This is a genomic window from Pseudoxanthomonas sp. J35 (assembly GCF_000513995.1).
GTDB lineage: Bacteria > Pseudomonadota > Gammaproteobacteria > Xanthomonadales > Xanthomonadaceae > Pseudoxanthomonas.
On record NZ_AZVB01000002.1, the window covers coordinates 249,078 to 272,734 of the forward strand.

A 23,657-nucleotide genomic window follows, 5' to 3' on the forward strand; every position below is an offset into this window, starting at 1 on the left:
TGTCCCGCTCCGCGAGCGCGCGTCGCCGCGCGGATCAGCGGTTGAGCTTGCCCATCAGCAGCGCGCGCATGCGGCGCGCGGTCATCTCGTCGAACGGCCCGAGGAAACCGCGCGCGGCCTCGGGCAGGTGCTCCACGGACCGTCCTGCAGGGCCGAACACGTAGTACTCGAACACTTCGCGCCAGGCCTGCTTCTCGTTCTCGGGCCGGTCGCGCAACGCCCAGATCGCGTGGTAAAGCGCGTGCATCGGCGTGGGGATCCACGCCGGCATGCTGCCCCACCAGTAGTTCACCAGCACGGTGAACGGGTCCAGTCCCTGCACGTGGTGCCACCACATGCTCGGGATGAAGATCGCGTCGCCCGGCTCCAGCACCACGCTCTGGCCGACCGCCATCGCCTCGCGGAAGCGCGGGAAGCGCTCCAGGTCCGGCGCGTTGAAATCGACCACGCTCACCGCCTGCCCGCCCGGCGTGGGTTCCAGCGGCCCCGGGTAGAGGTTGCCGATCTGGTCCGGCGGGAACAGGGTGAAGCGGCGCCGGCCCACGGCGCAGCAGGCGATGTTGTTCGGCGCGTCGTAATGGCACGAGGCGGTGACCCGGTTGCCGATCCAGATCGCCGGCGGCGCCTCGACGCCGTGCGCGGCGAAGTCCAGGTCGTTGCCGGCGCGCAGGCCCGGCAGGCAGTAGTCGACCAGCAGCGAGGCGACGTAATAGGTGGGCGGACGCGGATCGTCCTGGAAGCCGGCCAGCTCGTCCAGCACCTGGTCGAGAGTGCCGCGGCGGACCTCGCAGTTGAGCCCGGTGAACCCGGGCCTGTAGAACGGGCGGCCCGCGGTCTCCGGCTCGCCCCAGTTGTACTGCACCGGACGGCCGTTGTAGTGCGCGCGCAGCTCGTCCATCGCCGCCTGTGGCGAACGCAGGCCCGCCTGGACCAGGGTCCAGTCGCGGGCCAGCCCCTTGAGCACGGTGGGCAGGTTGTCGCGCAGCAGCGTTTCCAGGGGCAGCGCATCCGGGCGGCAGCCCTCGATCACACGCACGCTTGCCAGCTGGTCGAGCATCTCAGGCTGCCTGCTCCTGCCTGCCTTCCTGTTCGCGGATGCGGCGCTGCTTCTCGGCGATCAGCCGGCGCATGTTGTACAGCGAGCTCAGCACCAGGTAGGCGCCTTCCAGCCAGCCGGAGCGGTACAGGCCGTGCAGCGCCTCGGCATCCAGCGCCGCCAGGCGCTCGCGGTCGATGCCGTAAAGGCCGGTCAGCTTGACCTGGTGGGCGTCGTCGAAGCGGATCTCCAGGGTCACCGGCTGGACCAGCTGCAGCGCGTCGAGCGCGGCGAACATCTCGCGCCCGGCCTGCACGCCGTCGTTGATGCCGCGCAGCACGGCGATGACCCGGTCCAGGTAGGGCGTGTTGCCGCCGTGCTCGGTGAACACCGGCTCGCCCTCGCCGCCGGCGACGCGCGGGTGCTCCAGGTCCACGTGGACCACCGGCTCGGCGCGCAGCTGGCCGTCGACCTGCCGCTCCTGGAAGCCGATCAGGAACGGCCCGCGCGCCACCGCGCCGGGCAGGTAGGTGGCGTTCCAGCGGTCGCCGTCCAGGTACAGGTTCTCGCGCTGCTCGAAGCCCAGCAGGGCGATCGCGTGGAACTGGCCGTCGGCGTCCTTGCGCAGGAAGATCGGGTATTCGCGCTGCAGCTCGGCGAACTCGGTGGGGAAAGCCTGGACCATGCCGACGTCGTCGCCGAACTGCGCGCCGAAGCGTGTGGTCACGCGCAGGTTCGCGTGCGCGATGTTGTCGAGCAGTTCGTATCGGGCCATCTCGGCTCCATTGGATTCGTCGGCCCCGGTGGTGCCGGCCTGCCCGGGCCGCGCGCAGGCCACGGCGCGACCATATCGGCAATCCCGCGCGGGCCGCAAGCTGCGCCGCGACGGCATCCCCGGGGGTGAAAAAAGGGACCGCTGCGGGGCAGCGGTCCCTCTGCTTCATTGCGACAAGCGTACGGGCGGCATCGGTCAGAACGTGTAGCGCACGCCCACCATGTAGCGCGGCGACTGGTCGAGCAGGCGGACCATCTGGTTGTGCGAACGGGCGCTCCAGCGGATATCCTCGCCGGTGAGGTTGATCGCCTCGAGCGACACGGTGAAGTTGTCGTTGAAGCTGTACGCCACCGAGAAGTCGATCTGCTCGTACTCCTCGACGAAGTACGGGTTGCGGTTGTTGCCGTTCTGGTTGGCCGCCAGCAGGTACTCGTCGCGCCAGTTCCAGGCCAGTCGCGCCGACCAGCCGTACTTCTCGAACATCAGCACGGCGTTGGCGGTGTCGCTCAGCCCGGTCAACGCGAACACGTTGGCGCCCGGGTCGGCCGCGCGGTCGATGCCGACGTCGCCCTTGACGATGGTGTAGTTGGCCAGCAGGCCGAAACCACTGTCGCCGAAGAAGTACTGGCCGCCGATCTCCCAGCCGTGCAGCCTGGCCGAGCGCTGGTTGATCGGGCGGTTGACGTCGAACTCGTACAGCGGGTCGGCGGACGTGCCGACGATGTCGAAGCGGTTCTCCATGTCCAGGACCTGGGCGTTGCTGCCGTCGTAGGCGGCCAGGCCGCCAGTCGCGGCCTCGTTGCGCAGCATCGCCAGGGCGGTGAACAGCGTGGTGTAGTTCCCCACGCAGCCCTCGGCCGGGTCGTTACCCGCGGCGGTGACCTGGGTCTGGCACGCGGCGCTGTTGAGGAACGCCAGCGCCGCCTGCGCGTCCGGGCCCGAGGTCGGGTCGGTGATGCCGTACAGGTTCTCGCGGACCACCGTGTTGCCGATGAAGTTCTTGACGTCCTTGTTCCAGTACGTCACGCCGACGAAGCTGGACGGCGCGAAGTACCACTCCAGGCCGAGGTCGATGTTGCGCGACTCCAGCGGCAGCAGCGACGGGTTCTCGGCGTTGCCGGTGCCGCGGAACTGCTCGCCGAACAGGATCGAACCGCTGGGCGCGCCGGGGTTGGGACCGGCGTAGAGGTTGCCGTACGGCGCCCGGGCGATGGTCTTGCTCGCCGAGAAGCGGCCCTTCAGGTCGTCGGTGAAGTCGATGCTGAAGTCCAGGTTCGGCAGCAGGTAGTCGTACTCGTTCTTCTCCGAGAACGGCTGGGCCTCGTCCGAACGGTTGATCACGAAGTCGTTGTTGGACATCCAGCGGATGCCGTTCGGGACCTGGATCACCGAGGTCGAGGTCAGCTCGGTCTTCTCGTAGCGCAGGCCGATGACGGTGTAGGTCGGCATGCTGCCGAGGTGGCCGTCCTGCTCCCACTGGATGTAGACCGACCGGGTCTCCTCCTCCACCAGGTTGTCATTGTCGTAGACCGTGCGCACCTTCGAGCTGAGCGTGTCGCACTCCGGCCACGAGGCCGGGGCGGTGCCGTTGGCGCAGGCCTCCTCGGCCCACTGCGCCAGGGCGCTGGCCTGGCCCCACCACGCGCCGCGCGCGGCATCGGTGGTGTCGTAGTCCTTGAACAGGTCGACGATGCTGAAGGCCTTGAGCAGCGCGGCCATGCCCGGCACCTGGCCGGTGTCGTTCGCGCTCCAGTTGCCCAGGGTCATCAGGTGGGCGTGGCCGTCCACGTTCAGGCGCCGCATCGACACCTCGGACGAATCGACGCCGAACTTGAAGCGGCCGTTATCGAAGTCGAGCACGCCGTCCAGCCTGCCCTGCTTGACCTCGCTGTCCTGGCGCGTCGACCAGATGCGCAGGATCTGCGAGCCCAGCTGGTCGGGGGCGAAGTCCGGGTTGATGATGCCGTTGGTGTTGGCGATCGCGTCGGCGGTGGACGGGAACAGCGTGCGCTTCATGATCGGAAGGCCGCTGTTGAACCAGTACTCCTGGGTCCAGTTGTTGTTGAGGCGATCCGGGGCCAGGCCGGCGAAGCTGAAGGCGGTGGAGCTGCCGCCGGTGATCGGGTCGTTCGGCCGGCTCTCGTTCTTGGTGTTGTGCGCGTCGAAGTTCAGGGAGAAGCGGTCGCTGACCTGCCACTGCACGTTCAGGCCCAGCGAACCGAGCTTGTACTTCTGCTCGTCGCGCTGCTGCTCGAAGCCGAAGTCCTTGCCGGCGCCGGCGATGTCGCGGATGTAGACCGGCGTGGCCACGTCCGGGTCGTCGTCGAAGGTCACGTGGCTGAGGCTGTTCTGCAGCCACATGGTCTGCTCGCCACGGTTCTGCGCGATCTCGTTGGTCGAGTAGGTGTAGTCCAGGGTGAAGGTGAACGCGTCGTTCGGGGCGAACTGCAGGATCGCCTGGCCGTTGATGCGCTCGCGCTCGAAGTCCTGGAAGGCGTAGCGCAGGTCGTTCGGCATGCTGTACAGCTGGCCGATCGCCGGCGCGTTCTCCACGATCGCGCCCGGGCGCAGGCGCGAGTCGGTGCCGGTCCAGCGGGCCACGTTCCAGGCGTTCTCGGTGGCCTGCACCGAACCGCCGTGGCGCTTCTGGTAGCTGGCGTTGACGCCGATGCCCCAGGTCTTGTCCGGGTTGGCGTAGCTGAAGATGCCGGAGATCTCCGGGGTCGCGTCGCTGCCGAAGATCTGCGACTGGTCGGACACGGCCTTGGCGCCGATGTTGGCGACGATGTCGCCGCCGGCATGGTTCAACGGCCGGTCGGTGAGGATGTCGATGGTCGCGCCGATGCCGCCGCTGGCCACGTTCGCGCGGCCGGTCTTGTACACGGTCACGCCGCTGATCGCTTCGGAAGCCAGCTGGGCGAAGTTGAAGCCGCGGGTGCCCGAGCCGACGCCGCCGATCTCAAGGCCGCCGCTGCCGAAGCCGTCGGCGCCGGGGATCTGCCGGCCGTTGAGGGTGACCATGTTGAAGTTGGGGCCGAAGCCGCGCGCGGTGATGGTTGCGCCCTCGCCGTCGCGGCGCTCGATCGAGATGCCGGTAACGCGCTGCAGCGACTCGGCCAGGTTGGTGTCCGGGAACTTGCCGATGTCCTCGGCGCTGATCGCGTCGACGATGCCGGGGGTGTCGCGCTTGATGTTCATCGCGTGGTCGAGGCTGCTGCGCATGCCCGTGACCGTGACGGTGTCCAGCGTGGTCGGATCGTCCTGGGCCGCCGACTGCGCCGCGGTGGCGGGCTGCTGCGGATCCTGGGCGAACGCCGGGTTGATGATGATGACGCCGCCGACGATGGTGAACATCGCCTTCGACTTGAAGCGCTTGATCCTGGAAGTCATGGGTGCTGTCCTCAGCTGCTCGGGTGTTGGACGGCCAAGGGCACGTCGTCCTTGATCCACGACGCGGCATGCGCCGGCGCGGTCGTTGACAGCGCGGGACACCGCAACCTGCAACTACTCATCTGCCTACCCTCCCCTTCTGCTGCTTCGATTTTTGTGGATGGCGCCCCGGCGGGGGCCTGGCAGGCCGCGGTGGGCCTGTGCAACTGGACCGGGAGTCCTTGCTGCGAACCGGCGGGTCGGGGTTCCGCCGGCGAAACCGATCGAAAGCGGTGGAGCGCGACGGGGCCGCTGCCGGCCTGTCGTCGTGGGCGGTGTTGCCACCCTTGATAGCGCTAACATCCTGAAGCGGGGAAAGGGATAGCACGCACGGATCGGGGCTGTCACAGTGCAGCGCAGCACGAAATCCGTTACGCGGACAACTGGATTTTCAGCAGGCAATGGCACCTCGCGGATTTATTCCCTGCGGGTATGCCATACGCCGGCGTTTACGACCAAAGCCGCACCGGACGAGGGCCGCGCTTCCTCGATTGGCACCACGGATGCGCGCAAAAAAAGATTTGGCCAGCGCTGTCGTGCGTAAAAGTTTCGTTCCTGCTGCTACCGGTTACCTGACCCCCGGTTCGTGCGGCAGTGCACGATTTGCGCCGCCGTTTCAGCGAGTTCGCAAACATTCCGGCAGGCGAAGACACGACGACGGGGCCGCGAACGCCCGCGCGCCCTCCTTCTGGACAGCGTTTTCCCGCGGGTTTTCAGCCCTGCCCCGCCGGCTCCGGCGTCTGGAACACCTGCCGCAGGTAGGCCAGGTAGCCTTCGTCGTCGACCATGGTCTTGCCGGGCGTGTCGCTGAGCTTGGCCACCGGCTGGCCATTGCAGCGGACCATCTTCAGCACGATCTGCAGCGGCTTCGGGCCGAGGTCGTTGGTCAGGTTGGTGCCCACGCCGAAGGACATGCGGCAGCGGCCCTTGAAGTGCTGGTACAGCGCCATGACCCGCTCGATGTCCAGGCCGTCGCTGAACACCAGGGTCTTGGTCCGCGGGTCGACGCGGTTGGCCTGCAGGTGGGCGATCATCCGCTCGGCCCACTCGAACGGATCGCCCGAATCGTGGCGCACGCCGTCGAACAGCTTGCAGAAGTACATGTCGAAGTCGCGCAGGAACGCCTCCAGGCCGATGGTGTCGGTCAGGGCGATGCCGAGGTCGCCGCGGTACTCGCGCGCCCAGGTCTCGAACGCCACCACCTGCGAGTCGCGCAGGCGCGGGCCCAGCGCCTGGTGCGCCTGCACCCACTCGTGGGCCATCGTGCCCTGCGGCACCAGGCCGTGCATGCGCGCGAAGTGGACGTTGGAGGTGCCGACGAACTGCGCGCCCAGTTCGGCACGCAGGTGCGGCAGCAGCTCGCCCTGCCAGGCGTGCGAATAGCGGCGGCGGGTGCCGAAGTCGGTGATCACGCAGTCCTCGTAGCCCACCGCCTCGCGCAGCCGCGCGGTCTTGGCGCGCATCCGGCGCAGGCCTTCCTCGCGGTCCGGCGGGCCGTAGGTGCCGTGCATGTAGACCTCGCTGATGATCGCCAGCAGCGGCACCTCGAACAGGATGGTATGCAGCCACGGCCCCTTCAGGCGCAGCTCGATGCCGCCGTTCTCGTCGGGGTTGGCACGCAGCTGCACGTACTTGCGGTCGAAGTGGAACAGGCCGAGGAAGTCGACGAAGTCCGGCTTCATGAAGCGCAGGCCGCGCAGGTAGTCCAGCTCGTCCGGCTGCATGCGCAGCGTGCACAGCTCGTCGATCGCGTCGGAGATCTGGCCCAGGTACGGCACCAGGTCCACGCCGGTGCTGCGGCAGCGGAACAGGTATTCGACCTGCGCGCCGGGGTGCTGGTGCAGCACCGCCTGCATCATCGTGAACTTGTACAGGTCGGTGTCGAGCAGCGAGGGAATGATCGGCATGGAACGCTCCGGGGGAGTCAGCGCAGCAGCACGCGCGGCACGGTGGCGGCGAAGTGCGCCCAGATCGCGGCGAACACCGCCGCGCGGACGAAGGCGCCGCGGCGCGGCGCCTCGAACCTGGAAAAGTACCGCCACAGGCCGCGGTGCTTGTGCCATTCGACGAATACCGGTCGCGAACGGCTGGACACGCCGCGCACGTGGACCACGGACACGTCGTTGGCCACCGCCACGGTGGCGCCGGCCAAGCGCGCGCGCCGGCACAGGTCCAGGTCCTCGGCGTGCAGGCGGTAGCCCTCGTCGAAGCCGCCCAGGCGCTGGAACAGCGCGCGCGGCATCAGCATCAGCGCGCCGGAGACCGCGTCCACCGCCTGCACGGCCCGGCCGGGATCGATCGCCACGTCCAGCTTCGCCGCGGCCGCCGGCGCGCGCAGCATCGCGGCGAAATCCGGGTCGCGGCGCCGTGCCGCGCCGTCGCGCACGCCGTCCTCGCCCATCAGGTCGGCGCCCAGCAGGACCTCGCTGCCATGCGCCGCGGCGTGCATCCGCAGCCGCTGCAGCGAATCCGCCGCCACCCGCAGGTCCGGATTGACGAAGGCCAGCCATGGCGCGTCACTGTCGGCCGCGCCCTGGTTGCAGGCCACGCCGAAGCCGGGGTTGTCCGGGTTGGCGATGAAGCGCAGGCGCGGGTCGGCCAGCGCGTGGCGCTGCAGGATCTCCAGGCTGGCATCGTCCGAACCGTTGTCGACCACGCGGATCTGGACCACGTCGCGCGCACTGCGCAGGCGCACCAGGCAATCGTCCAGGGTCGGCGCGCTGCGGTAGCTGACCACCACCACGGCGATGCCGTCGGCGGGCGCGGTCGCGTTCGCCGGGCTCATGCGGCCGGCTCCGCGCTGGCGTGGAACAGGTCGTGCTGCGGCGTGCTGCGCAGGCGCTCGTGCAGCGCCTGCAGCTGTTCGCGGGTGGCGCGCAGCGGATCGTGCATCAGGAAGCCGGCCAGGCGCGGATGCCAGGCGGGCCAGCGCGCGGCCAGCGCGTCCATGTCGCCATCGGCCGGACCGCCCTCGCCGCCACGCGCCACGAACGCGGTCTCGCACAGCACGTTGCGCCAGCCCAGCCCGGACAGGCGCAGCGAGAGGTCGATCAGTGCGGCATAGCGCGAGGCGAAGCTGGCCGTATCCAGTCCGCCGGCACGCTTGCGGGCGCTCCCGCGCAGGGCCACCGCGTGGTCGACCGCGGCCGGGAGCTCCGGATGGTGGGGCGGCATCGCCCCGCAGGCCTGCGCCATCAGCGCCGCATCGGCCGGCGGCGGCGCGATCTCGCCCAGCGTCGGCCAGCCGGCGGTCTCGCCGGCATTGCACCAGGGCGTGGCGGTGGCGATGGCGGCATCACGGGCCAGGCAGGCGGCCAGCTGGGTCAGCCAGCCGGGCAGCGGCTGCGCGTCGGGGGCGAGCACGACCACGTCCTGGTCGCCGCAGGCCTGCAGCATTTCCTGCAGGTGCGCGACCTCGCCGATGGGATGGTTGCGGCGGGTGTATTCGGCGCGCAGCCGGGTGCATCCAAGCCAGCGTTCGACCAGGGCGATGCCGCGCGGCCCGGCCTGGGCGTCGTCGGCCAGCCATACCGCGGTGCCGGCGGGCGTGGCCGCGTCCAGCGCGGCCAGGCAGGCATCCAGCGCATCCTCGTCGGCGGCGAGCGGCAGCAGCACGATGGGCAGGTCCCTCACGGTTCGGCGCGGACTCCTCTGGACTCGGCGCAGACTTTAGCAGGCCGCCCAACCGCGGCCCATGCACGCGGGCGGGACACGCCGTGCCCGCCCTGCTTCTTCCTCGAGACCGGCGTCGCCACCATGGAGGGCGACGCCGGGGCCGGCGCTCAGCCGACCCAGACCCGCGCGTTGCGGAACATGCGCATCCACGGCGAGTCGTTGCCCCACTCGGCCGGGTGCCAGGACAGGTTCACGGTGCGGGCGACGCGTTCCGGATGCGGCATCAGGATGGTGGCGCGGCCGTCCTCGCTGGACAGGCCGGTGATGCCTTCCGGCGAACCGTTCGGGTTCAGCGGATAGGCCGTGGCCACCTGGCCGTTGCCGTCGACGTAGCGCAGGGCCACGCGCGCGGCGGCCTGGTCCAGCGGCGAATCGAACTCGGCCCGGCCTTCGCCGTGCGCCACCGCCACCGGGATGCGCGAACCGGCCATCCCGCGCAGCAGGATCGACGGCGACTCCACCACCTCCAGCAGCGAGGTGCGGCCTTCGAACTGCTCGCTGCGGTTGCGCAGGAACTTCGGCCAGTGCTGCGCCCCGGGGATGATGTCCTTGAGCTGGCTCATCATCTGGCAGCCGTTGCACACGCCCAGCGAGAAGGTGTCCGGCCGGGCGAAGAACGCGGCGAAGGCCGCGCGCAGTTCCGCGCGTTCCAGGATCGAGGTCGCCCAGCCGCGGCCGGCGCCGAGCACGTCGCCGTAGCTGAAGCCGCCGCAGGCGGCCAGGCCCTTGAAGCCGTCCAGGGCGATGCGGCCGGCGATCAGGTCGCTCATATGCACGTCGACCGGGATGAAGCCGGCGCGGTCGAACGCGCGCGCCATCTCGATGTGGCTGTTGACGCCCTGCTCGCGCAGGATCGCCACGCGCGGGCGCGCGCCGGTATTGATGAACGGCGCGGCCACGTCCTCGGCCGGATCGAAGGACAGCTTCGCCTGCAGCCCCGGCGCGGCGAAATCGCGCGCCACCGCGCGCTCCTCGTCGGCGCCTTCGGGGTTGTCGCGCAGCTTCTGCATGGCGTGGGTGACCGACCACCAGGCGTCGAACAGCTCTTCCCAGCGCCACTCGACCAGCAGTTCGCCGTCATGGCGCACGCGCACCTTCGGCATGCTGGCCGGGCGGGCGATGCGCTGCGCGCATTCGGTCAGGGCGTGGCGTTCGACCAGGTCGGCGAAGGCGGCGCGGTCCTCGTCGGCGACCTGCACCACCGCGCCCAGTTCCTCGTTGAACAGGGTGCGGAACGGATCCTCGCCCCAGCCGTCGAGGACGATGTCCAGGCCGCGCCGCGAGGCGAAGGCCATCTCGCACATCGCCGCGAAGGCGCCGCCGTCGCTGCGGTCGTGGTAGGCCAGCAGCAGGCCGGCTTCGCGCGCGTCGCGGATGAGCGCGAAGAAGTTGCGCAGGCGCTCCGGGTCGTCCAGGTCGGGCACTTCGCCGCCGAACGCCGGCAGTTCGCCCTCGGCATGCACCTGGGCCAGCACCGAACCGCCCAGGCGCTGGCGACCGCCGCCCAGGCCGATCAGCCACAGGTCGCTTTCAGGCTCGTCGGCCAGCAGCGGGGTCAGCTGGCCGCGCACGTCGGCCACCGGCGCGAACGCCGAGATCACCAGCGATACCGGCGAGACCGACTTGTGGGCCTGGCCGTCGGCCTGCCACTGCGCCTGCATCGACAGCGAGTCCTTGCCCACCGGGATGCTGACATCCAGCGCCGGGCACAGCTCCATGCCCACGGCGCGGACCGCGTCGTACAGCAGCGCGTCCTCGCCCGGGTGGCCGGCGGCGGCCATCCAGTTGGCCGACAGCTTGACCTGCTCCAGCGCCTCGACCGGCGCGGCGCACAGATTGGTGATCGCCTCGCCCACGGCCATGCGCGCGGCGGCGGCCGAATCCAGCAGGGCCAGCGGGGTGCGCTCGCCGATGGCCATCGCCTCGCCGGCGTAACCTTCGTAGTCGGCCAGGGTGATCGCGCAGTCGGCCACCGGCAGCTGCCACGGGCCGACCATCTGGTCGCGCGCGGTCAGGCCGCCGACGCTGCGGTCGCCGATGGTGACCAGGAAGCTCTTGGCGGCCACGGTCGGGTGGGCGAGCACGCGCAGGCCGGCCTCGCGCAGGTCCAGCGAGGTAGTGGCCAGCGCCGGCCACGGCGCCGCCGGCGGATGCGCGGTGTCGCGGTGCATCTTCGGCGGCTTGCCGAACAGCACGTCCATCGGCAGGTCGATCGGGGCGTCGGCGGGGATGTTGCCCGGGGTCGCGCCGTAGGCCACGACCAGCCGCTCCTCGGCGGTGGCCACGCCCACGGCGGCGAACGGGCAGCGCTCGCGCGCGCAGATATCGGCGAACTCCTGCAGGCGCTCGGCCGGCACGCCGAGCACGTAGCGTTCCTGCGACTCGTTGCACCACAGTTCCAGCGGCGACAGCGAGGGATCGTCGGTCGGCACCTTGGCCAGGTCGATCACGCCGCCCACGCCCGAGTCGTGCAGCAGTTCGGGGATGGCGTTGGACAGGCCGCCGGCGCCGACGTCGTGGAAGAAGTGGATCGGGTTGCGCTCGCCCAGGGCCACGCAGCGGTCGATGACCTCCTGGCAGCGGCGCTCCATCTCCGGGTTGTCGCGCTGCACGCTGGCGAAGTCCAGGTCCTCGGCGCTCTCGCCGGAGGCCACCGAACTGGCCGCGCCGCCGCCCAGGCCGATCAGCATCGCCGGGCCGCCGAGCACGATCACCGCGTCGCCGGGCTTGAGCGGGATCTTCTGCACCTGCACGCGGTCGATCGCGCCCAGGCCGCCGGCCAGCATGATCGGCTTGTCGTAGGCGCGGACGAGGCCCTCGCCTTCTGGCAGCTCGAAGCTGCGGAAATAGCCGAGCAGGTTCGGCCGGCCGAACTCGTTGTTGAACGCGGCGCCGCCCAGCGGGCCGTCGGTCATGATCTCCAGCGCCGGGGCCATGCGCGGGTTCAGCGCGCGCTCGCCTTCCCACGGCTGCGGCAGCGTGGGGATGCGCAGGTGGGAGACGGTGAAGCCGGTCAGGCCGGCCTTGGGCTTGCCGCCGCGGCCGGTGGCGCCCTCGTCGCGGATCTCGCCGCCGGCGCCGGTGGAGGCGCCCGGGAACGGCGAGATCGCGGTCGGGTGGTTGTGGGTCTCGACCTTGATCTGGAACGCCGACGGCACCGCCGGCTCGACCCGGTATTCGCCGGTGGCCGGGTCGGGGCGGTAGCGCGAGGCGACGTGGCCCTCGATCACCGCGGCGTTGTCGCTGTACGCGCTGAGCGTGTGCTGCGGGGTCTTCTGGTGGGTGTTCTTGATCATCCGGAACAGGGAGCGGTCCTGTTCCTCGCCGTCGATGGTCCAGCTGGCGTTGAAGATCTTGTGCCGGCAGTGCTCGGAATTGGCCTGCGCGAACATCATCAGCTCGACGTCGGACGGCTCGCGGCCCAGCTCGGTATAGCGGGCGCGTAGGTACTCGATCTCGTCCTCGGCCAGGGCCAGGCCCAGGCGGCGGTTGGCGCTTTCCAGTTCGGCCAGCGGGATGCGCTCCAGCGGCTTGCGCGCCGGCGTGGCGAACAGCGCGCCGGCGCCGTCGCGCGACTCCAGCAGCGACTGGGTCATGGGGTCGTGCAGCAGGCGCGCGGCTGCGGCGGCGATGGCCGGGTCGGACGGCCAGCCCACCAGGTCCAGGCGCATGCCGCGCTCGACGCGGGCGACCGGCAGGCCGGCGCCCTGCAGCAGTTCGGTGGCCTTGCTCGACCAGGGCGAGCGGGTGCCCAGGCGCGGCACCACGAAGCGCGACTGCGCGCCGGCGGCCAGCGGGGCCTGGGCCTCGCCGGCCTGGAGGATGCGGTGCAGGGCCTCGCGGTCGGGCGTGGCCTCGCCCGGCTGGACGAAGTAGACGTGCCAGGCGCCTTCGATGCGCAGGCCGGGGACCAGGGACTGCAGGCGGGTTTCGAGCCGCTGCCGGCGGAACGGCGAAAGGGCGGGCGCGCCCTCGAGGACGATCATGTCCGGGGAAGTCGCAGGGAAAGGCCCGCCATTGTACCGGAGCGCGCGGGCCGGTTCCGGGGCGGCCGCCGGGGGCCGTCAGGACAGGTTGCGCAGCGGCGGGCCAGAGGGCGGCCGGGGCCGCCCGGGGCCCGGTTCAGCGCGAGCCGCCGGCCTGGGCGTTGCCTTCCAGGGCCTGCAGCAGCTGCTGCGGCGGGACGTAGCCGCCCAGCTGGGTGCCGTCGGCGGCGAAGACCGCCGGGGTGCCGCCCACGCCGACGCGTTCGCCGATGGCGTACTGCATCGCCACCGGGTTGGTGCAGCGCTTCTTCTGCACCGGGTTGCCGGCCTTGGCGCTGGACAGGGCCTGCTTGCGGTCGGAGGCGCACCAGACCGACTCCATGTCGATGAAGTCCTGGCTGGCCGGGCCCATGCGCGGGAAGGCGACGTATTCGACGGCGATGCCGAGCTTGTTGTACTCGGCGATCTGCTGGTGCATGCGCCGGCAGTAGCCGCATTCGATGTCGGTGAACACGGTGACGGTGTGCTTCGCGTTCGGCGGGGCGAACACGATCCGGTCCTGCTGCGGGATGCTGGCGATCAGCCTGGCGCGGTGGGCCATCAGGCCGGCGCTGGTGGCCTGCTTGCGCTCCTGCAGGTCGAACGGCTGGGCCTGCATCAGGTAGCGGCCGTCGTCGGAGACGTACACGACCTGGCCGCCGAGCAGGACTTCGCGGAAGCCGGCAAAGGGGGCGGGGCCGATGTATTCGGGGGCGATGTCCGGGGCCACGCCCTGCAGGGCGGCGCGCACGCGCGCCTCCGCGCTGCCGGCGGCGGGGGCGGAGGCCTGCTTGGCGGCGGCCGGGGCCTTGGCCTGGCCGGCGGCGGGGGTGGCGGGCTGGGCGCAGGCGCCGAGGCTGATCGCGCAGAGCAGCGCGGTGGCGAGGGATCGGAACATGCGGCGCACCATCGGGGAAAGATCGGCGGATTCTGGCATATCGGACCGGGGTGGCCTGCGTGGCGCCGGCTGTGGTTCACGCTTCAGCGGGGCGGCGACTGGGTCGTGGAGGCGCGGAGGCAGCAACAGCAACAGCAACAGCAACGGCAACGGCAGCGGCAGCGGCAGCGGCATCAGCGTGCGGGCTTCGGAGGGAGCCGCGGCAGCGCGGGGGGATGCCGCATCGCGCGGTTCCGCGTCCTGCTCCAACGCGCGAACGCAGCACATCCATGTGCTGCTTGCGGCATCCCCCCGCGCTACCGCGTCTTTCGGCGCTTGGAGAGCATGGCTTCGTTCTTTCTCCCTCTCCCTCCGGGGTGGACGGCATGTTTGCGCGCCACTGGCGCGCATGCCGTCGAACGGCCGCGGCGAGGGGGCCCGGGATGAGGATCGGGGCCCCGCGGCGTCGGGATACCTGCCCTCTCCCTACCCCTCTCACGGCGGTCCACGGCGTAGCCCGGATAAGCGGAGCGCATCCGGGAACCGGCTCCGGCAGGGGTTGGGTCAGGTGCGCTGGAAGCGTTACCCCGGATGCGGCCTGCGGCCTTGTCCGGGCTACGCGATCCGGGCACCGGTCGCAGGCGCGAGCCCGAGGTGCCCGAGGACACCGTACCCGGGGGGCTGGCGCAAGCAGGCCTGGATGGCCTGCGGTCGGCTGTCGGAACCATGGACGACGGAGCCGGCCGATGCGCCAGACGCTCGGGTGCGACGGCCCCGTCCGCAGCCCGTGCCTGGGCAGCGGCTCCTTCCGGAGCCGGCGTACCCGAGGCCCTGGAAGAACGAAGAGCGGGCGGCTCAGCCGCGGGGGTGGTGGCGGGCGTGGAGGGTCTGCAGGTGTTCACGCGCGACCAGGGTGTAGATCTGGGTGGTCGAGAGGCTGGCGTGGCCGAGCAGGAGCTGCAGCGCGCGCAGGTCGGCGCCGTGGTTGAGCAGGTGGGTGGCGAAACTGTGGCGGACGCCGTGCGGGGTGACCGTGGCCGGGTCGATGCCGGCGGCGGCGGCGTGGCGCTTGAGCGCCTGCCAGTACGCCTGGCGGCTCGGCGCGCGGCGTTCCGGGGTCAGGAAGAGCGGCACGCTGCCGTGGGCGTCCGGCGGGACCGGCTTGCCGCCGGCCAGCCGCGGCCGCGCCTCGGCCAGGTAGCGCTCCAGCCAGTGCTGCGATTCCTCGCCCAGGGGCACCAGCCGCTCCTTGCCGCCCTTGCCCAGCACCCGCACCACGCCCTGGCGCAGGTTCACCGCGTTGGCCGGCAGGTCGACCAGCTCGCTCACGCGCAGGCCGGCGGCGTACATCAGCTCGAGCATGGCGCGGTCGCGCAGGCCTTCGGGCGTGGTCAGGTCGGGCGCGGCCAGCAGCGCCTCGACCTGCGATTCGGTCAGCGCCTTGGGCAGCGGCCGCGGCAGGCGCGGCGGCTCGATCAGGGCGGCCGGGTCGTCGGCGCGCACGCCGGCGCGGACCAGGTGGGCGAAGAACGCACGCAGGCTGGCGCGCAGGCGGGCGTTGCTGCGCGGCTTGTAGCCGTGTCCGGCGCGCCAGCGCAGGTAGTCGAACAGGCCGGCGTGGTCGATCCGGACCAGCCCGCCGCCGGCGCCGTCGCGCCAGCGCGCCAGCTGCTCCAGGTCGCGGCGGTAGGCGGCCTGGGTCTGCCGGGCCAGGCCGTGCTCGGCCCACGCGGCCTCGATGAAGTGTTCGATCGCCCGCGCGTCCTCCTCGCGCAAGGGCGGCAGGCTGCGGGCGAGGCGGCGGCGGTCGGCGGTGCTGGGACTGTCGCGTTGGACCATGCTGCAAGGATAGCCGGCGCCAGCGGCTATCCTGTGCGCCGATGGAAGACACCGCCCCCGAATCCGCCGATACCTCCACCCGCCCACGCACCTGGATCCTCTGGCGCCTGCTGTCGCTGTTCTATGACTTCTGGCCGTGCGCGGCGATGTGGATGCTGGTCTCGCTGCTGTTCAACCTCGGCTACACCGTCCTCGGCCACCACCCGGAACGCGAGAACATCCCGCCGGGCAGCCTGCTGAGCTGGCTGCTGTTCCTGGCCTGCGTGGGCGTGACCGGGCTGTACGCGACCGGCAGCTGGCGCCGCGGCGGGCAGACCCTGGGCATGCGTCCGTGGCGGCTGAAGGTGGTCGCCGCCGACGGCGGCGTGCCTGGCTGGGGCGCGCTGTGGCTGCGCTACCTGGTCGGCGCGGTGTCGCTTCTGGCCGGCGGGCTGGGCTTCTGGTGGGCCGGGTTCGACCGCGGGCGCCTGGCCTGGCACGACCGCGCGAGCAACACCCGCCTGGTGCGCCTGCCCAAGCCCCGCCGCGCCGCCCCGTAGAGTCGGGCTTGCCCGCCCCGCCCGGTAGAGTCGGGCTTGCCCGACTCCCCCGCCTGCCATCCCCGCGCCGGGTGAAAAGCAGCGGGGCAAGCCCCGCTCTACACGGCGCATCCCGGCTTGGGAGCGGGATCGAGCCCCGCCGGCGCGCGGCTCAGCCGGACTTGCGCCGGAACAGCCACCACGAGGTAGCCATCATCAGGATCGGCGGCAGCGCGTAAGCGATGCGGTAGTCGAAGCGGAACGCGCCGGCCAGCCGGCCGAACTGCATCTGCAGCAGCATGAAGCCCAGCGAGAACAGGATGCCCAGGAACAGGCGCTTGCCCATTCCGCCGCTGCGCAGGCTGCCGAAGGCGAACGGCACCGCGGCCAGGCACAGCGCCAGCACGTTCAGCGGGTAGAACCAGCGGCTCCAGTAGATGTCCTCGTACTCGCGCGCGTCGAGGTTGTTGCGCGTGCGGTAGTCGATGCTGGCGCGCAGGTCGGCGGCGGAGAGGTTGCGCGGCCGGGTCACGCCGGCGGCCAGCGCGGCCGGGTCCAGCTGCGAATCCCAGCGCTCCTCGGTCACCCGCTCCTCGCGGGCGCTGCCCGGGCTGAAGGCGAAGTGGATCCGGCGCACGTCGCGCAGGCGCCAGCCCTGGCTGTCGTGCTCGGCCACGGCGGCGCGGGTGAGGGTCTGCAAGCCGCCCTCGGGAGCGAGCTGGTACAGGCGCACGTCGCGCAGCTCCAGGGTGCGCTGGCCGTCGACCACCCGCTCGCTGCCGTCGATGGCGTTGAGGAAGGTGTCGCCCTCGCGCGCCCACAGCCCGGAATAGCGGGCCATGGCCACGTTGTTGGTCTTGGCGGCGAGCTTGAGCTGGTCGGCCTGGCGCTGTCCCCAGGGGGCCAGGGTCTCGCCGTTGAGCACCATCAGCGCGGTCAGGATCACCAGCGCCGCGGCCACCGAGACGCTGAGCCGGCGCCGCGACAGGCCCAGGGCGCGCAGCGCGGTCAGCTCGGACGTGGCCGCCAGCTGGCCCAGGCCCATCAGCGAGCCGATCACCGCCGCGTACGGGAAGATGACGTAGGCGCGGCGCGGCACGCTGTAGGCCACCACCGCCAGCGCGGTCGGGAAGTCGTAGCTGCCCTTGCCCAGGTCGCCAACCTGGCCGGAGATGGCCATGACCACGTCGAAGCCCAGCAGCACCGCCCAGGTCAGCAGCACCGTGGCCAGGACCACGCGGCCGATGTAGAGGTCGTGGATGCGCGGACGCAGGGCGATCATGCCGCGCTCCTCCGCGGCCGCGACAGGCGGCCGTCACGCAGGTACAGCCAGGACGCCAGCGCCAGCAGCGGCAGGGTCAGCCACCACAGGCCGACCAGGCCCGGCAGCTCGCCCTCGGCCAGCATGCGGGTGCCGATGAACATCAGGTTCACGCACACCAGGTAGGCCAGGAAGCCCAGCATCAGCCGGCCGTAGCGCTGCTGGCGGGGCGAACTGCGCCCCAGCGGCAGGGTCAGCAGGGCGAAGCCCAGCGCCAGCAGCGGCGGGGCCAGGCGGGCGTGCAGTTCGGCCACGGCCTCCGGACGGACATCGCCCAGCAGTTCCGCCGTGGTCGCCAGGGCCGGGTCGTCGCGGTCGCGGGTCTCGGCGCGGTCCGGCAGGGCCACCTCGTTGATGGCGTAGCGCATCAGGCGGAAATCCAGGCCCCCGTCCAGCGGGCCTTCCAGGCGGTGGCCCTCGCGCAGCTGCAGGTAGCGGCTGCGCTCGCCCTCGAACTGCAGGACGCCCTCGCGGGCGGTCATCACGTCGATCCGGCCTTCACGCTCGCGCTGCAGGAACACGCCGCGCAGGGTGGTCCCGTCCTCGGCCATGGCGTCGACGTAGACGATGCCCCCGTCGCCGGGCAGCGAGGTGAAACGGCCCGGCTCCAGGCCGGCCACGATCAGGCTGCGGTTGGCCTGCTCGACCATCTGCGCGCCGGTGCGCTGGGCCCAGGGCCCCAGCCACAGCGAGCACACCCCCACCGCCACGGCCACCGGCAGGGCGACCAGCAGCAGCGGGCGCAGCAGCCGGCGCGGGCCCACGCCCACGGCGTTCAGGACCGCCATCTCCGAATCCCGGTACAGCCGGGCCACCGAGAGCATCAGCCCCAGCATCAGCGCCAGCGGCAGGACCAGGGGCAGGTAGACCAGCAGCTGCAGGCCCAGCTGGGACAGCAGCAGGCGCGCCGGCAGGCCGCCGTCGGCGATTTCGCCCAGCACGTCGACCAGCACGCCACCCAGGCTCACCACCAGCAGGACGATCAGGGTCGCCAGGAAGCTCTGGAGGAAGTCGCCCAGCAGGTATCGGTCGAGCTTCGGCATCTGGCTGGGCAGTCCTATAAAATCCCGGATTCGCTTGTGGACACCCGGGCGGGCCCCGAGACGGGGGCCGGACCGAGGCGATCCGCGATTGTACCTGTCGCTTCGTTCCAGGAATCTGCTCAATGGCCCTGCAATTCACCCTGAACCGGGAAGCCGCCGCCGCAGCCGCCTTCGACTGCGTCGTGGCCGGCGCCTTTGCCGACAAGACCCTCACGCCCGCGGGCCAGGCGATCGACGCAGCCAGCGGTGGCCGCCTGCGCGCCCTGCTGGAGCGCGGCGACCTCAGCGGCCGCACCGGCCGCACCCTGGTCCTGCACGACCTGCCGGGCGTGGCCGCACCCCGCGTGCTGGTGGTGGGCCTGGGCGAAGCCGCCAAGTTCGGCGTGCCGCAGTACCTCAAGGCCGTCGCCGACACGGTGCGCACGCTGAAGACCGGCCCGGTCGGCAAGGCGCTGCTGACCCTGAGCGAGGTGCCCGTCGCCGGCCGCGACGCCGCCTGGAACATCCGCCAGGCCGCGGTCGCCGCCGACCACGCCGCCTACCGTTACACCGCCACCCTGGGCAAGAAGAAGGACGAGCCGGGCCTGCGCGAGCTGGCCATCGCCGGCGAGGACGCCACCGCGCTGGCCCAGGGCGAGGCCATCGCCGCCGGCGTGGCCTTCACCCGCGAGCTGGGCAACCTGCCGCCGAACATCTGCAACCCGGCCTACCTGGCCGCGCAGGCGCAGGCCTTCGCCGCGGCCCACGCGGGTGCCGAGTGCGAGGTGCTGGACGAGCAGCAGATGGAAGCGCTGGGCATGGGCTCGCTGCTGGCCGTGGCCCGCGGTTCGGCCAACCGGCCGAAGCTGGTGGTGCTCAAGTGGAACGGCGCGGCCGACAAGGCGGCCAGGCCCTACGTGCTGGTCGGCAAGGGCATCACCTTCGACTCCGGCGGCGTCAACCTGAAGACCCAGGGCGGCATCGAAGAGATGAAGTACGACATGCTCGGCGCCGGCAGCGTCATGGGCACCTTCGTCGCCGCGGTGAAGATGCAGCTGCCGCTGAACCTGGTGGTTATTGCTCCTGCGGTGGAGAACGCGATCGACGGCAACAGCTACCGCCCGTCGGACGTCATCACCTCCATGTCCGGCAAGACCATCGAGGTCGGTAACACCGACGCCGAGGGCCGCCTGATCCTGTGCGACGCGCTGACCTACGCGCAGCGCTTCGAGCCGGCCGCGCTGGTCGACGTGGCCACCCTCACCGGCGCCTGCATGGTCGCGCTGGGCAAGTTCGCCTCCGGCCTGATGAGCAAGCACGACGACCTGGCCCAGGAGCTGCTGGACGCCGGCGAGCAGGTGTTCGACCGCGCCTGGCGCCTGCCGCTGTGGGACGAGTACCAGACCCTGCTGGAATCCAGCTTCGCCGACGTCTACAACATCGGCGGCCGCTGGGGCGGCGCGATCACCGCCGGCTGCTTCCTGGCGCGCTTCACCGAGGGCCAGCGCTGGGCGCACCTGGACATCGCCGGCTCGGCCAGCGACGAAGGCAAGCGCGGCATGGCCACCGGCCGCCCGGTCGGCCTGCTGAGCCAGTGGCTGCTGGACCGGGTCGGTTGAGCGGTCGGGCCGGCCGCATCCCGCACGCCGCCCCGCCCCTCATCCCGGATCGCCCATGCCCCGCGCCGACTTCTACCTGATCGCCAAGCCGCGCTTCGCGGACCAGCCGCTGCTGCTGGTCTGCGAACTGGCCAAGCGCGCCTGCGCCGCCAACCAGTTCACCCTGATCCTGGCGCGCGACGCGGCCCAGGCCGAGGAGATCGACGACCTGCTGTGGTCGTTCGAGCCCGACGCCTTCATCCCGCACCAGATCGCCGGCACCGACGAGGAAGACGAGCTCACCCCGGTGCTGATCGTCGCCCCTGGCACCGAGGCGCCGGCAAGGCCGCTGGTGCTGAATCTGCGCGACGAAGCCTGGCAGCAGCCCTGCGAGCGCGTCCTCGAGGTCGTGCCGGCCGACCCGGCCGCGCGCGGCCCGCTGCGCGCGCGCTGGAAGCAGTACCAGGCGATGGGCTACGAACTGAACAAGCACGATATGTGAGAGGAGCCGTGATTCGGGATTCGGGATTGGTGATTCGAAAGGGCAACAGCCACACCGCCCGACCATCCCGGACCCGCGAAGCACTGCTCTTTACCAATCCCGAATCACGAATCCCGAACCACCGCTCCCATGACTCTTCCCTCCGGCTACGAACCCAAGACCTTCGAATCGCGCCTGTACGCCGAATGGGAGGCCAGCGGCTGCTTCAAGCCGTCCGGCCAGGGCCAGCCGTACTCGATCCTGCTGCCGCCGCCGAACGTGACCGGCACCCTGCACATGGGCCACGCCTTCCAGCACACGCTGATGGACGCGCTGGTCCGCTACCACCGCATGCGCGGCTTCGACGTGCTGTGGCAGATGGGCACCGACCACGCCGGCATCGCCACCGAAATGGTGGTCAGCCGCAACCTGGCCCTGGAAGGCAATGGCGAGACCCGCGATTCGCTGGGCCGCGAAGGCTTCATCGCCAAGGTCTGGGAGTGGAAGGGCAAGTCCGGCGACACCATCGAGCGGCAGATGCGCCGCCTCGGCGCCTCCGGCGACTGGTCGCGCAGCACCTTCACCATGGACCCGCAGCCCTCGGCGGCGGTGGTCGAGGCCTTCGTGCGCTGGCACGAGCAGGGCCTGATCTACCGCGGCCAGCGCCTGGTCAACTGGGACCCGGTGCTGAAGACCGCGATCTCCGACCTGGAAGTGGAGAACGTCGAGGAGGACGGCTTCCTCTGGTCGATCCGCTACCCGCTGGCCGACGGCGTGACCTACGAGCACGTGGAAGTCGACGCCGACGGCAACGAGGTCCTGCGCGAGGTCCGCGACTACCTGGTGGTCGCCACCACCCGCCCGGAGACCATGCTCGGCGACACCGCGGTGATGATCCATCCGGAAGACCCGCGCTACCCCGGCCTGATCGGCAAGGAAGTGGTGCTGCCGCTGACCGGCCGCCGCATCCCGGTGATCGGCGACGACTACGTCGACCGCGCCTTCGGCACCGGCGTGGTCAAGGTGACCCCGGCGCACGACTTCAACGACTACCAGGTCGGCGTGCGCCACGGCCTGCCGATGATCAACCTGTTCACCCCCGAGGCCGCGCTCAACGACAACGCGCCGGAGAAGTACCGCGGCCTGGACCGCTACGACGCGCGCAAGGCCGTGCTCGCCGACCTCGAGGACCTCGGCCTGCTGGTCGAGACGAAGCCCCACAAGCTGCAGGTGCCGCGCGGCGACCGCACCGGCCAGGTGATCGAGCCGTACCTGACCGACCAGTGGTTCGTGAAGATGGACGCGCTGGCCAGGCGCGGCCTCGAACTCGTCGAGTCCGGCGAAGTGAAGTTCGTCCCGCCGAACTGGATCAACACCTACCGCCACTGGATGGAGAACATCCAGGACTGGTGCATCAGCCGCCAGCTGTGGTGGGGCCATCGCATCCCGGCGTGGTTCGACGAGGCCGGCAACTGCTACGTCGGCCGCAGCGAGGCCGAGGTGCGGCAGAAGCACGGCCTGGGCCCCGACGTCGTCCTCAACCAGGACAGCGACGTGCTGGAGACCTGGTTCTCCTCGCAGCTGTGGCCGTTCTCGACCATGGGCTGGCCGGACGAGCAGGCGATGGCCGAACGCGGCTTCGACCGCTACCTGCCGTCCTCGGTGCTGGTCACCGGCTTCGACATCATCTTCTTCTGGGTGGCGCGCATGATCATGGCCACCGACAGCTTCACCGGGAAGGTGCCGTTCCGCGACGTCTACATCACCGGCCTGATCCGCGACGCGCAGGGCCAGAAGATGTCCAAGTCCAAGGGCAACGTCCTCGACCCGCTGGACATCATCGACGGCATCTCGCTGGAGGACCTGGTCGCCAAGCGCACCACCGGGCTGATGCAGCCGAAGCTGGCCGAGAAGATCGAGAAGGCCACGCGCAAGGAGTTCCCGGACGGCATCCCGGCGCACGGCGCCGACGCGCTGCGCTTCACCATCGCCGCGCTGGCCGGCCACGGCCGCGACATCAAGTTCGACCTCGGCCGCGCCGAGGGCTACAAGAACTTCTGCAACAAGCTGTGGAACGCCACCCGCTTCGTGCTGATGAACACCGGCGGCGCGGACTTCAACGGCGCGCCGCAGCCGGTGACCGACGCCGAGAAGTGGATCCTGGCGCGCCTGGCCGCGGTCACCGCGCAGGCGCAGGAGCAGTTCGCCGCGTACCGCTTCGACCTGCTCGCGCAGGCGCTGTACGAGTTCGCCTGGAACGAGTTCTGCGACTGGTTCGTGGAGCTGGCCAAGCCGGCGCTCAACGGCGAGGACGCCGCGGCTGCCGCCAGCACCCGCCACACCCTGCTGTACGTGCTCGAAGCGCTGCTGCGCCTGCTGCACCCGCTGGTGCCGTTCGTGACCGAGGAGTTGTGGCGCCAGGTCGCGCCGCGCCTGGGCATCGACGGCCGCTCCATCTCGCTGCAGCCCTACCCGACCCCGGCCGACTTCGCCGGCCAGGACCATGCCGCCGCCGAAGCCGACATCGAATGGCTGAAGGCGATGGTCTCGGCACTGCGCCGCGTGCGCAGCGAGCTGGGCGTGTCGCCCGGCAAGCCGGTGCGCCTGCTGCTGGCCGACGGCGTCGACGCCGACCGCGCCCGCATCGCCCGCTTCGATTCGCAGCTGCGCTTCCTGCTGCGCCTGGAATCGGTCGAATGGCTGGACGGCGCCACGGCGCCTGCCTCCGCCGCGGCGGTGGTCGGCGAACTGAAGCTGCTGGTGCCGCTGGAAGGCCTGGTCGACCTCGAGGCGGAGCGCGCGCGCCTGGACAAGGAAATCGCCCGCATCGCCGGCGAGAAGGAAAGGAGCGAGGCCAAGCTGGCGAAGTTCAGCGACAAGGTCCCGCCGGCGGTGGTCGAGCAGGAACGCCAGCGCCTGGCCGACTGGACCACCAAGCTCGCCGCCCTGACCGAACAGCGCGCGCGGTTCTGATCCGCGCCGCCGGCCCCAGCCGCCCGGGTGCCGCGCTTCCGCGGCACCCGGGAACGACGGTGCCACCAGTCCGCTCCAGCCGCCCGTA

Annotated in this window: 15 protein-coding genes; 4 read left to right on the top strand and 11 right to left on the bottom strand. The window is 71.0% G+C overall.

The genetic code is table 11. The features are described from left to right. Positions 1–34 precede the first annotated feature (34 nt). From PSEJ35_RS0102890 to xerD, 9 genes are all read right to left on the bottom strand, one after another. Positions 35–1,057 carry a cupin-like domain-containing protein gene (locus PSEJ35_RS0102890; protein ID WP_028916478.1) on the bottom strand — a complete coding sequence of 341 codons (1,023 nt, stop codon included), beginning with the start codon at positions 1,055–1,057 and terminating at the stop codon, positions 35–37. A 1-nt stretch (position 1,058) separates the two neighbouring features. Further along, positions 1,059–1,811 (bottom strand): SapC family protein, encoded by a 753-nt coding sequence (locus PSEJ35_RS0102895; protein WP_028916479.1) that lies wholly within the window; start codon positions 1,809–1,811, stop codon positions 1,059–1,061. 195 nt (positions 1,812–2,006) lie between these two features. After that, complete coding sequence (locus PSEJ35_RS0102900) at positions 2,007–5,201, bottom strand: TonB-dependent receptor (RefSeq protein ID WP_028916480.1); 3,195 nt, start codon at positions 5,199–5,201, stop codon at positions 2,007–2,009. A 752-nt stretch (positions 5,202–5,953) separates the two neighbouring features. Next, positions 5,954–7,147 carry a nicotinate phosphoribosyltransferase gene (gene pncB, locus PSEJ35_RS0102905; protein WP_028916481.1) on the bottom strand — a complete coding sequence of 398 codons (1,194 nt, stop codon included), beginning with the start codon at positions 7,145–7,147 and terminating at the stop codon, positions 5,954–5,956. 17 nt (positions 7,148–7,164) lie between these two features. Further along, entirely contained in the window at positions 7,165–8,025 is an 861-nt protein-coding gene (locus tag PSEJ35_RS0102910) for a glycosyltransferase family 2 protein (RefSeq protein ID WP_051412443.1), read from the bottom strand. Continuing rightward, positions 8,022–8,873, bottom strand: a complete 852-nt coding sequence (locus PSEJ35_RS0102915) for a glycosyltransferase (RefSeq protein ID WP_028916483.1) — start codon at positions 8,871–8,873, stop codon at positions 8,022–8,024. Before PSEJ35_RS0102915 ends, PSEJ35_RS0102910 begins: the two co-directional genes overlap by 4 nt. Positions 8,874–9,022: 149 nt before the next feature. Continuing rightward, positions 9,023–12,901 carry a phosphoribosylformylglycinamidine synthase gene (gene purL / locus PSEJ35_RS0102920; RefSeq protein ID WP_028916484.1) on the bottom strand — a complete coding sequence of 1,293 codons (3,879 nt, stop codon included), beginning with the start codon at positions 12,899–12,901 and terminating at the stop codon, positions 9,023–9,025. A gap of 136 nt (positions 12,902–13,037) precedes the next feature. Further along, positions 13,038–13,838 carry a DsbC family protein gene (locus tag PSEJ35_RS0102925; protein ID WP_028916485.1) on the bottom strand — a complete coding sequence of 267 codons (801 nt, stop codon included), beginning with the start codon at positions 13,836–13,838 and terminating at the stop codon, positions 13,038–13,040. A gap of 834 nt (positions 13,839–14,672) precedes the next feature. Next, positions 14,673–15,656, bottom strand: coding sequence for a site-specific tyrosine recombinase XerD (xerD, locus tag PSEJ35_RS0102930; RefSeq protein ID WP_028916486.1), 984 nt, complete (start codon positions 15,654–15,656; stop codon positions 14,673–14,675). A gap of 41 nt (positions 15,657–15,697) precedes the next feature. Between xerD and PSEJ35_RS0102935 the strand changes: the two genes are divergently transcribed. Further along, positions 15,698–16,195 (top strand): RDD family protein, encoded by a 498-nt coding sequence (locus PSEJ35_RS0102935; protein WP_028916487.1) that lies wholly within the window; start codon positions 15,698–15,700, stop codon positions 16,193–16,195. Between the two features lie 151 nt (positions 16,196–16,346). Here the strand turns inward: PSEJ35_RS0102935 and lptG are convergent, their stop codons facing one another. Continuing rightward, positions 16,347–17,456 (bottom strand): LPS export ABC transporter permease LptG, encoded by a 1,110-nt coding sequence (gene lptG, locus PSEJ35_RS0102940; protein WP_198014134.1) that lies wholly within the window; start codon positions 17,454–17,456, stop codon positions 16,347–16,349. Next, complete coding sequence (lptF, locus tag PSEJ35_RS0102945) at positions 17,453–18,538, bottom strand: LPS export ABC transporter permease LptF (protein ID WP_028916489.1); 1,086 nt, start codon at positions 18,536–18,538, stop codon at positions 17,453–17,455. The genes lptG and lptF overlap by 4 nt, the downstream gene beginning before the upstream one ends. A gap of 122 nt (positions 18,539–18,660) precedes the next feature. Here lptF and PSEJ35_RS0102950 point away from each other — a divergent pair, with 122 nt between their 5' ends. The 3 genes from PSEJ35_RS0102950 to PSEJ35_RS0102960 all read left to right on the top strand — a co-directional run bounded on the left by PSEJ35_RS0102950 (position 18,661) and on the right by PSEJ35_RS0102960 (position 23,569). After that, positions 18,661–20,136, top strand: coding sequence for a leucyl aminopeptidase (locus tag PSEJ35_RS0102950; RefSeq protein ID WP_028916490.1), 1,476 nt, complete (start codon positions 18,661–18,663; stop codon positions 20,134–20,136). A gap of 55 nt (positions 20,137–20,191) precedes the next feature. Then, on the top strand, positions 20,192–20,617 hold the full coding sequence (locus tag PSEJ35_RS0102955) for a DNA polymerase III subunit chi (RefSeq protein ID WP_028916491.1): 426 nt from the start codon (positions 20,192–20,194) through the stop codon (positions 20,615–20,617). A 129-nt stretch (positions 20,618–20,746) separates the two neighbouring features. Continuing rightward, positions 20,747–23,569: a valine--tRNA ligase gene (locus PSEJ35_RS0102960; RefSeq protein ID WP_028916492.1), complete on the top strand. Its 2,823-nt coding sequence runs from the start codon at positions 20,747–20,749 to the stop codon at positions 23,567–23,569. Positions 23,570–23,657: the final 88 nt, after the last annotated feature.

What these genes read in the sequence shown, in the direction of transcription:
- PSEJ35_RS0102925 (WP_028916485.1), bottom strand. Translation starts at nt 13,838, where the DNA reads ATGTTCCGATCCCTCGCCACCGCGCTGCTCTGCGCGATCAGCCTCGGC.
- lptG (WP_198014134.1), bottom strand. Translation starts at nt 17,456, where the DNA reads ATGATCGCCCTGCGTCCGCGCATCCACGACCTCTACATCGGCCGCGTG.
- pncB (WP_028916481.1), bottom strand. Translation starts at nt 7,147, where the DNA reads ATGCCGATCATTCCCTCGCTGCTCGACACCGACCTGTACAAGTTCACG.
- PSEJ35_RS0102960 (WP_028916492.1), top strand. Translation starts at nt 20,747, where the DNA reads ATGACTCTTCCCTCCGGCTACGAACCCAAGACCTTCGAATCGCGCCTG.
- PSEJ35_RS0102900 (WP_028916480.1), bottom strand. Translation starts at nt 5,201, where the DNA reads ATGACTTCCAGGATCAAGCGCTTCAAGTCGAAGGCGATGTTCACCATC.
- PSEJ35_RS0102910 (WP_051412443.1), bottom strand. Translation starts at nt 8,025, where the DNA reads ATGAGCCCGGCGAACGCGACCGCGCCCGCCGACGGCATCGCCGTGGTG.
- xerD (WP_028916486.1), bottom strand. Translation starts at nt 15,656, where the DNA reads ATGGTCCAACGCGACAGTCCCAGCACCGCCGACCGCCGCCGCCTCGCC.
- purL (WP_028916484.1), bottom strand. Translation starts at nt 12,901, where the DNA reads ATGATCGTCCTCGAGGGCGCGCCCGCCCTTTCGCCGTTCCGCCGGCAG.
- PSEJ35_RS0102935 (WP_028916487.1), top strand. Translation starts at nt 15,698, where the DNA reads ATGGAAGACACCGCCCCCGAATCCGCCGATACCTCCACCCGCCCACGC.
- PSEJ35_RS0102955 (WP_028916491.1), top strand. Translation starts at nt 20,192, where the DNA reads ATGCCCCGCGCCGACTTCTACCTGATCGCCAAGCCGCGCTTCGCGGAC.
- lptF (WP_028916489.1), bottom strand. Translation starts at nt 18,538, where the DNA reads ATGCCGAAGCTCGACCGATACCTGCTGGGCGACTTCCTCCAGAGCTTC.
- PSEJ35_RS0102950 (WP_028916490.1), top strand. Translation starts at nt 18,661, where the DNA reads ATGGCCCTGCAATTCACCCTGAACCGGGAAGCCGCCGCCGCAGCCGCC.
- PSEJ35_RS0102895 (WP_028916479.1), bottom strand. Translation starts at nt 1,811, where the DNA reads ATGGCCCGATACGAACTGCTCGACAACATCGCGCACGCGAACCTGCGC.
- PSEJ35_RS0102890 (WP_028916478.1), bottom strand. Translation starts at nt 1,057, where the DNA reads ATGCTCGACCAGCTGGCAAGCGTGCGTGTGATCGAGGGCTGCCGCCCG.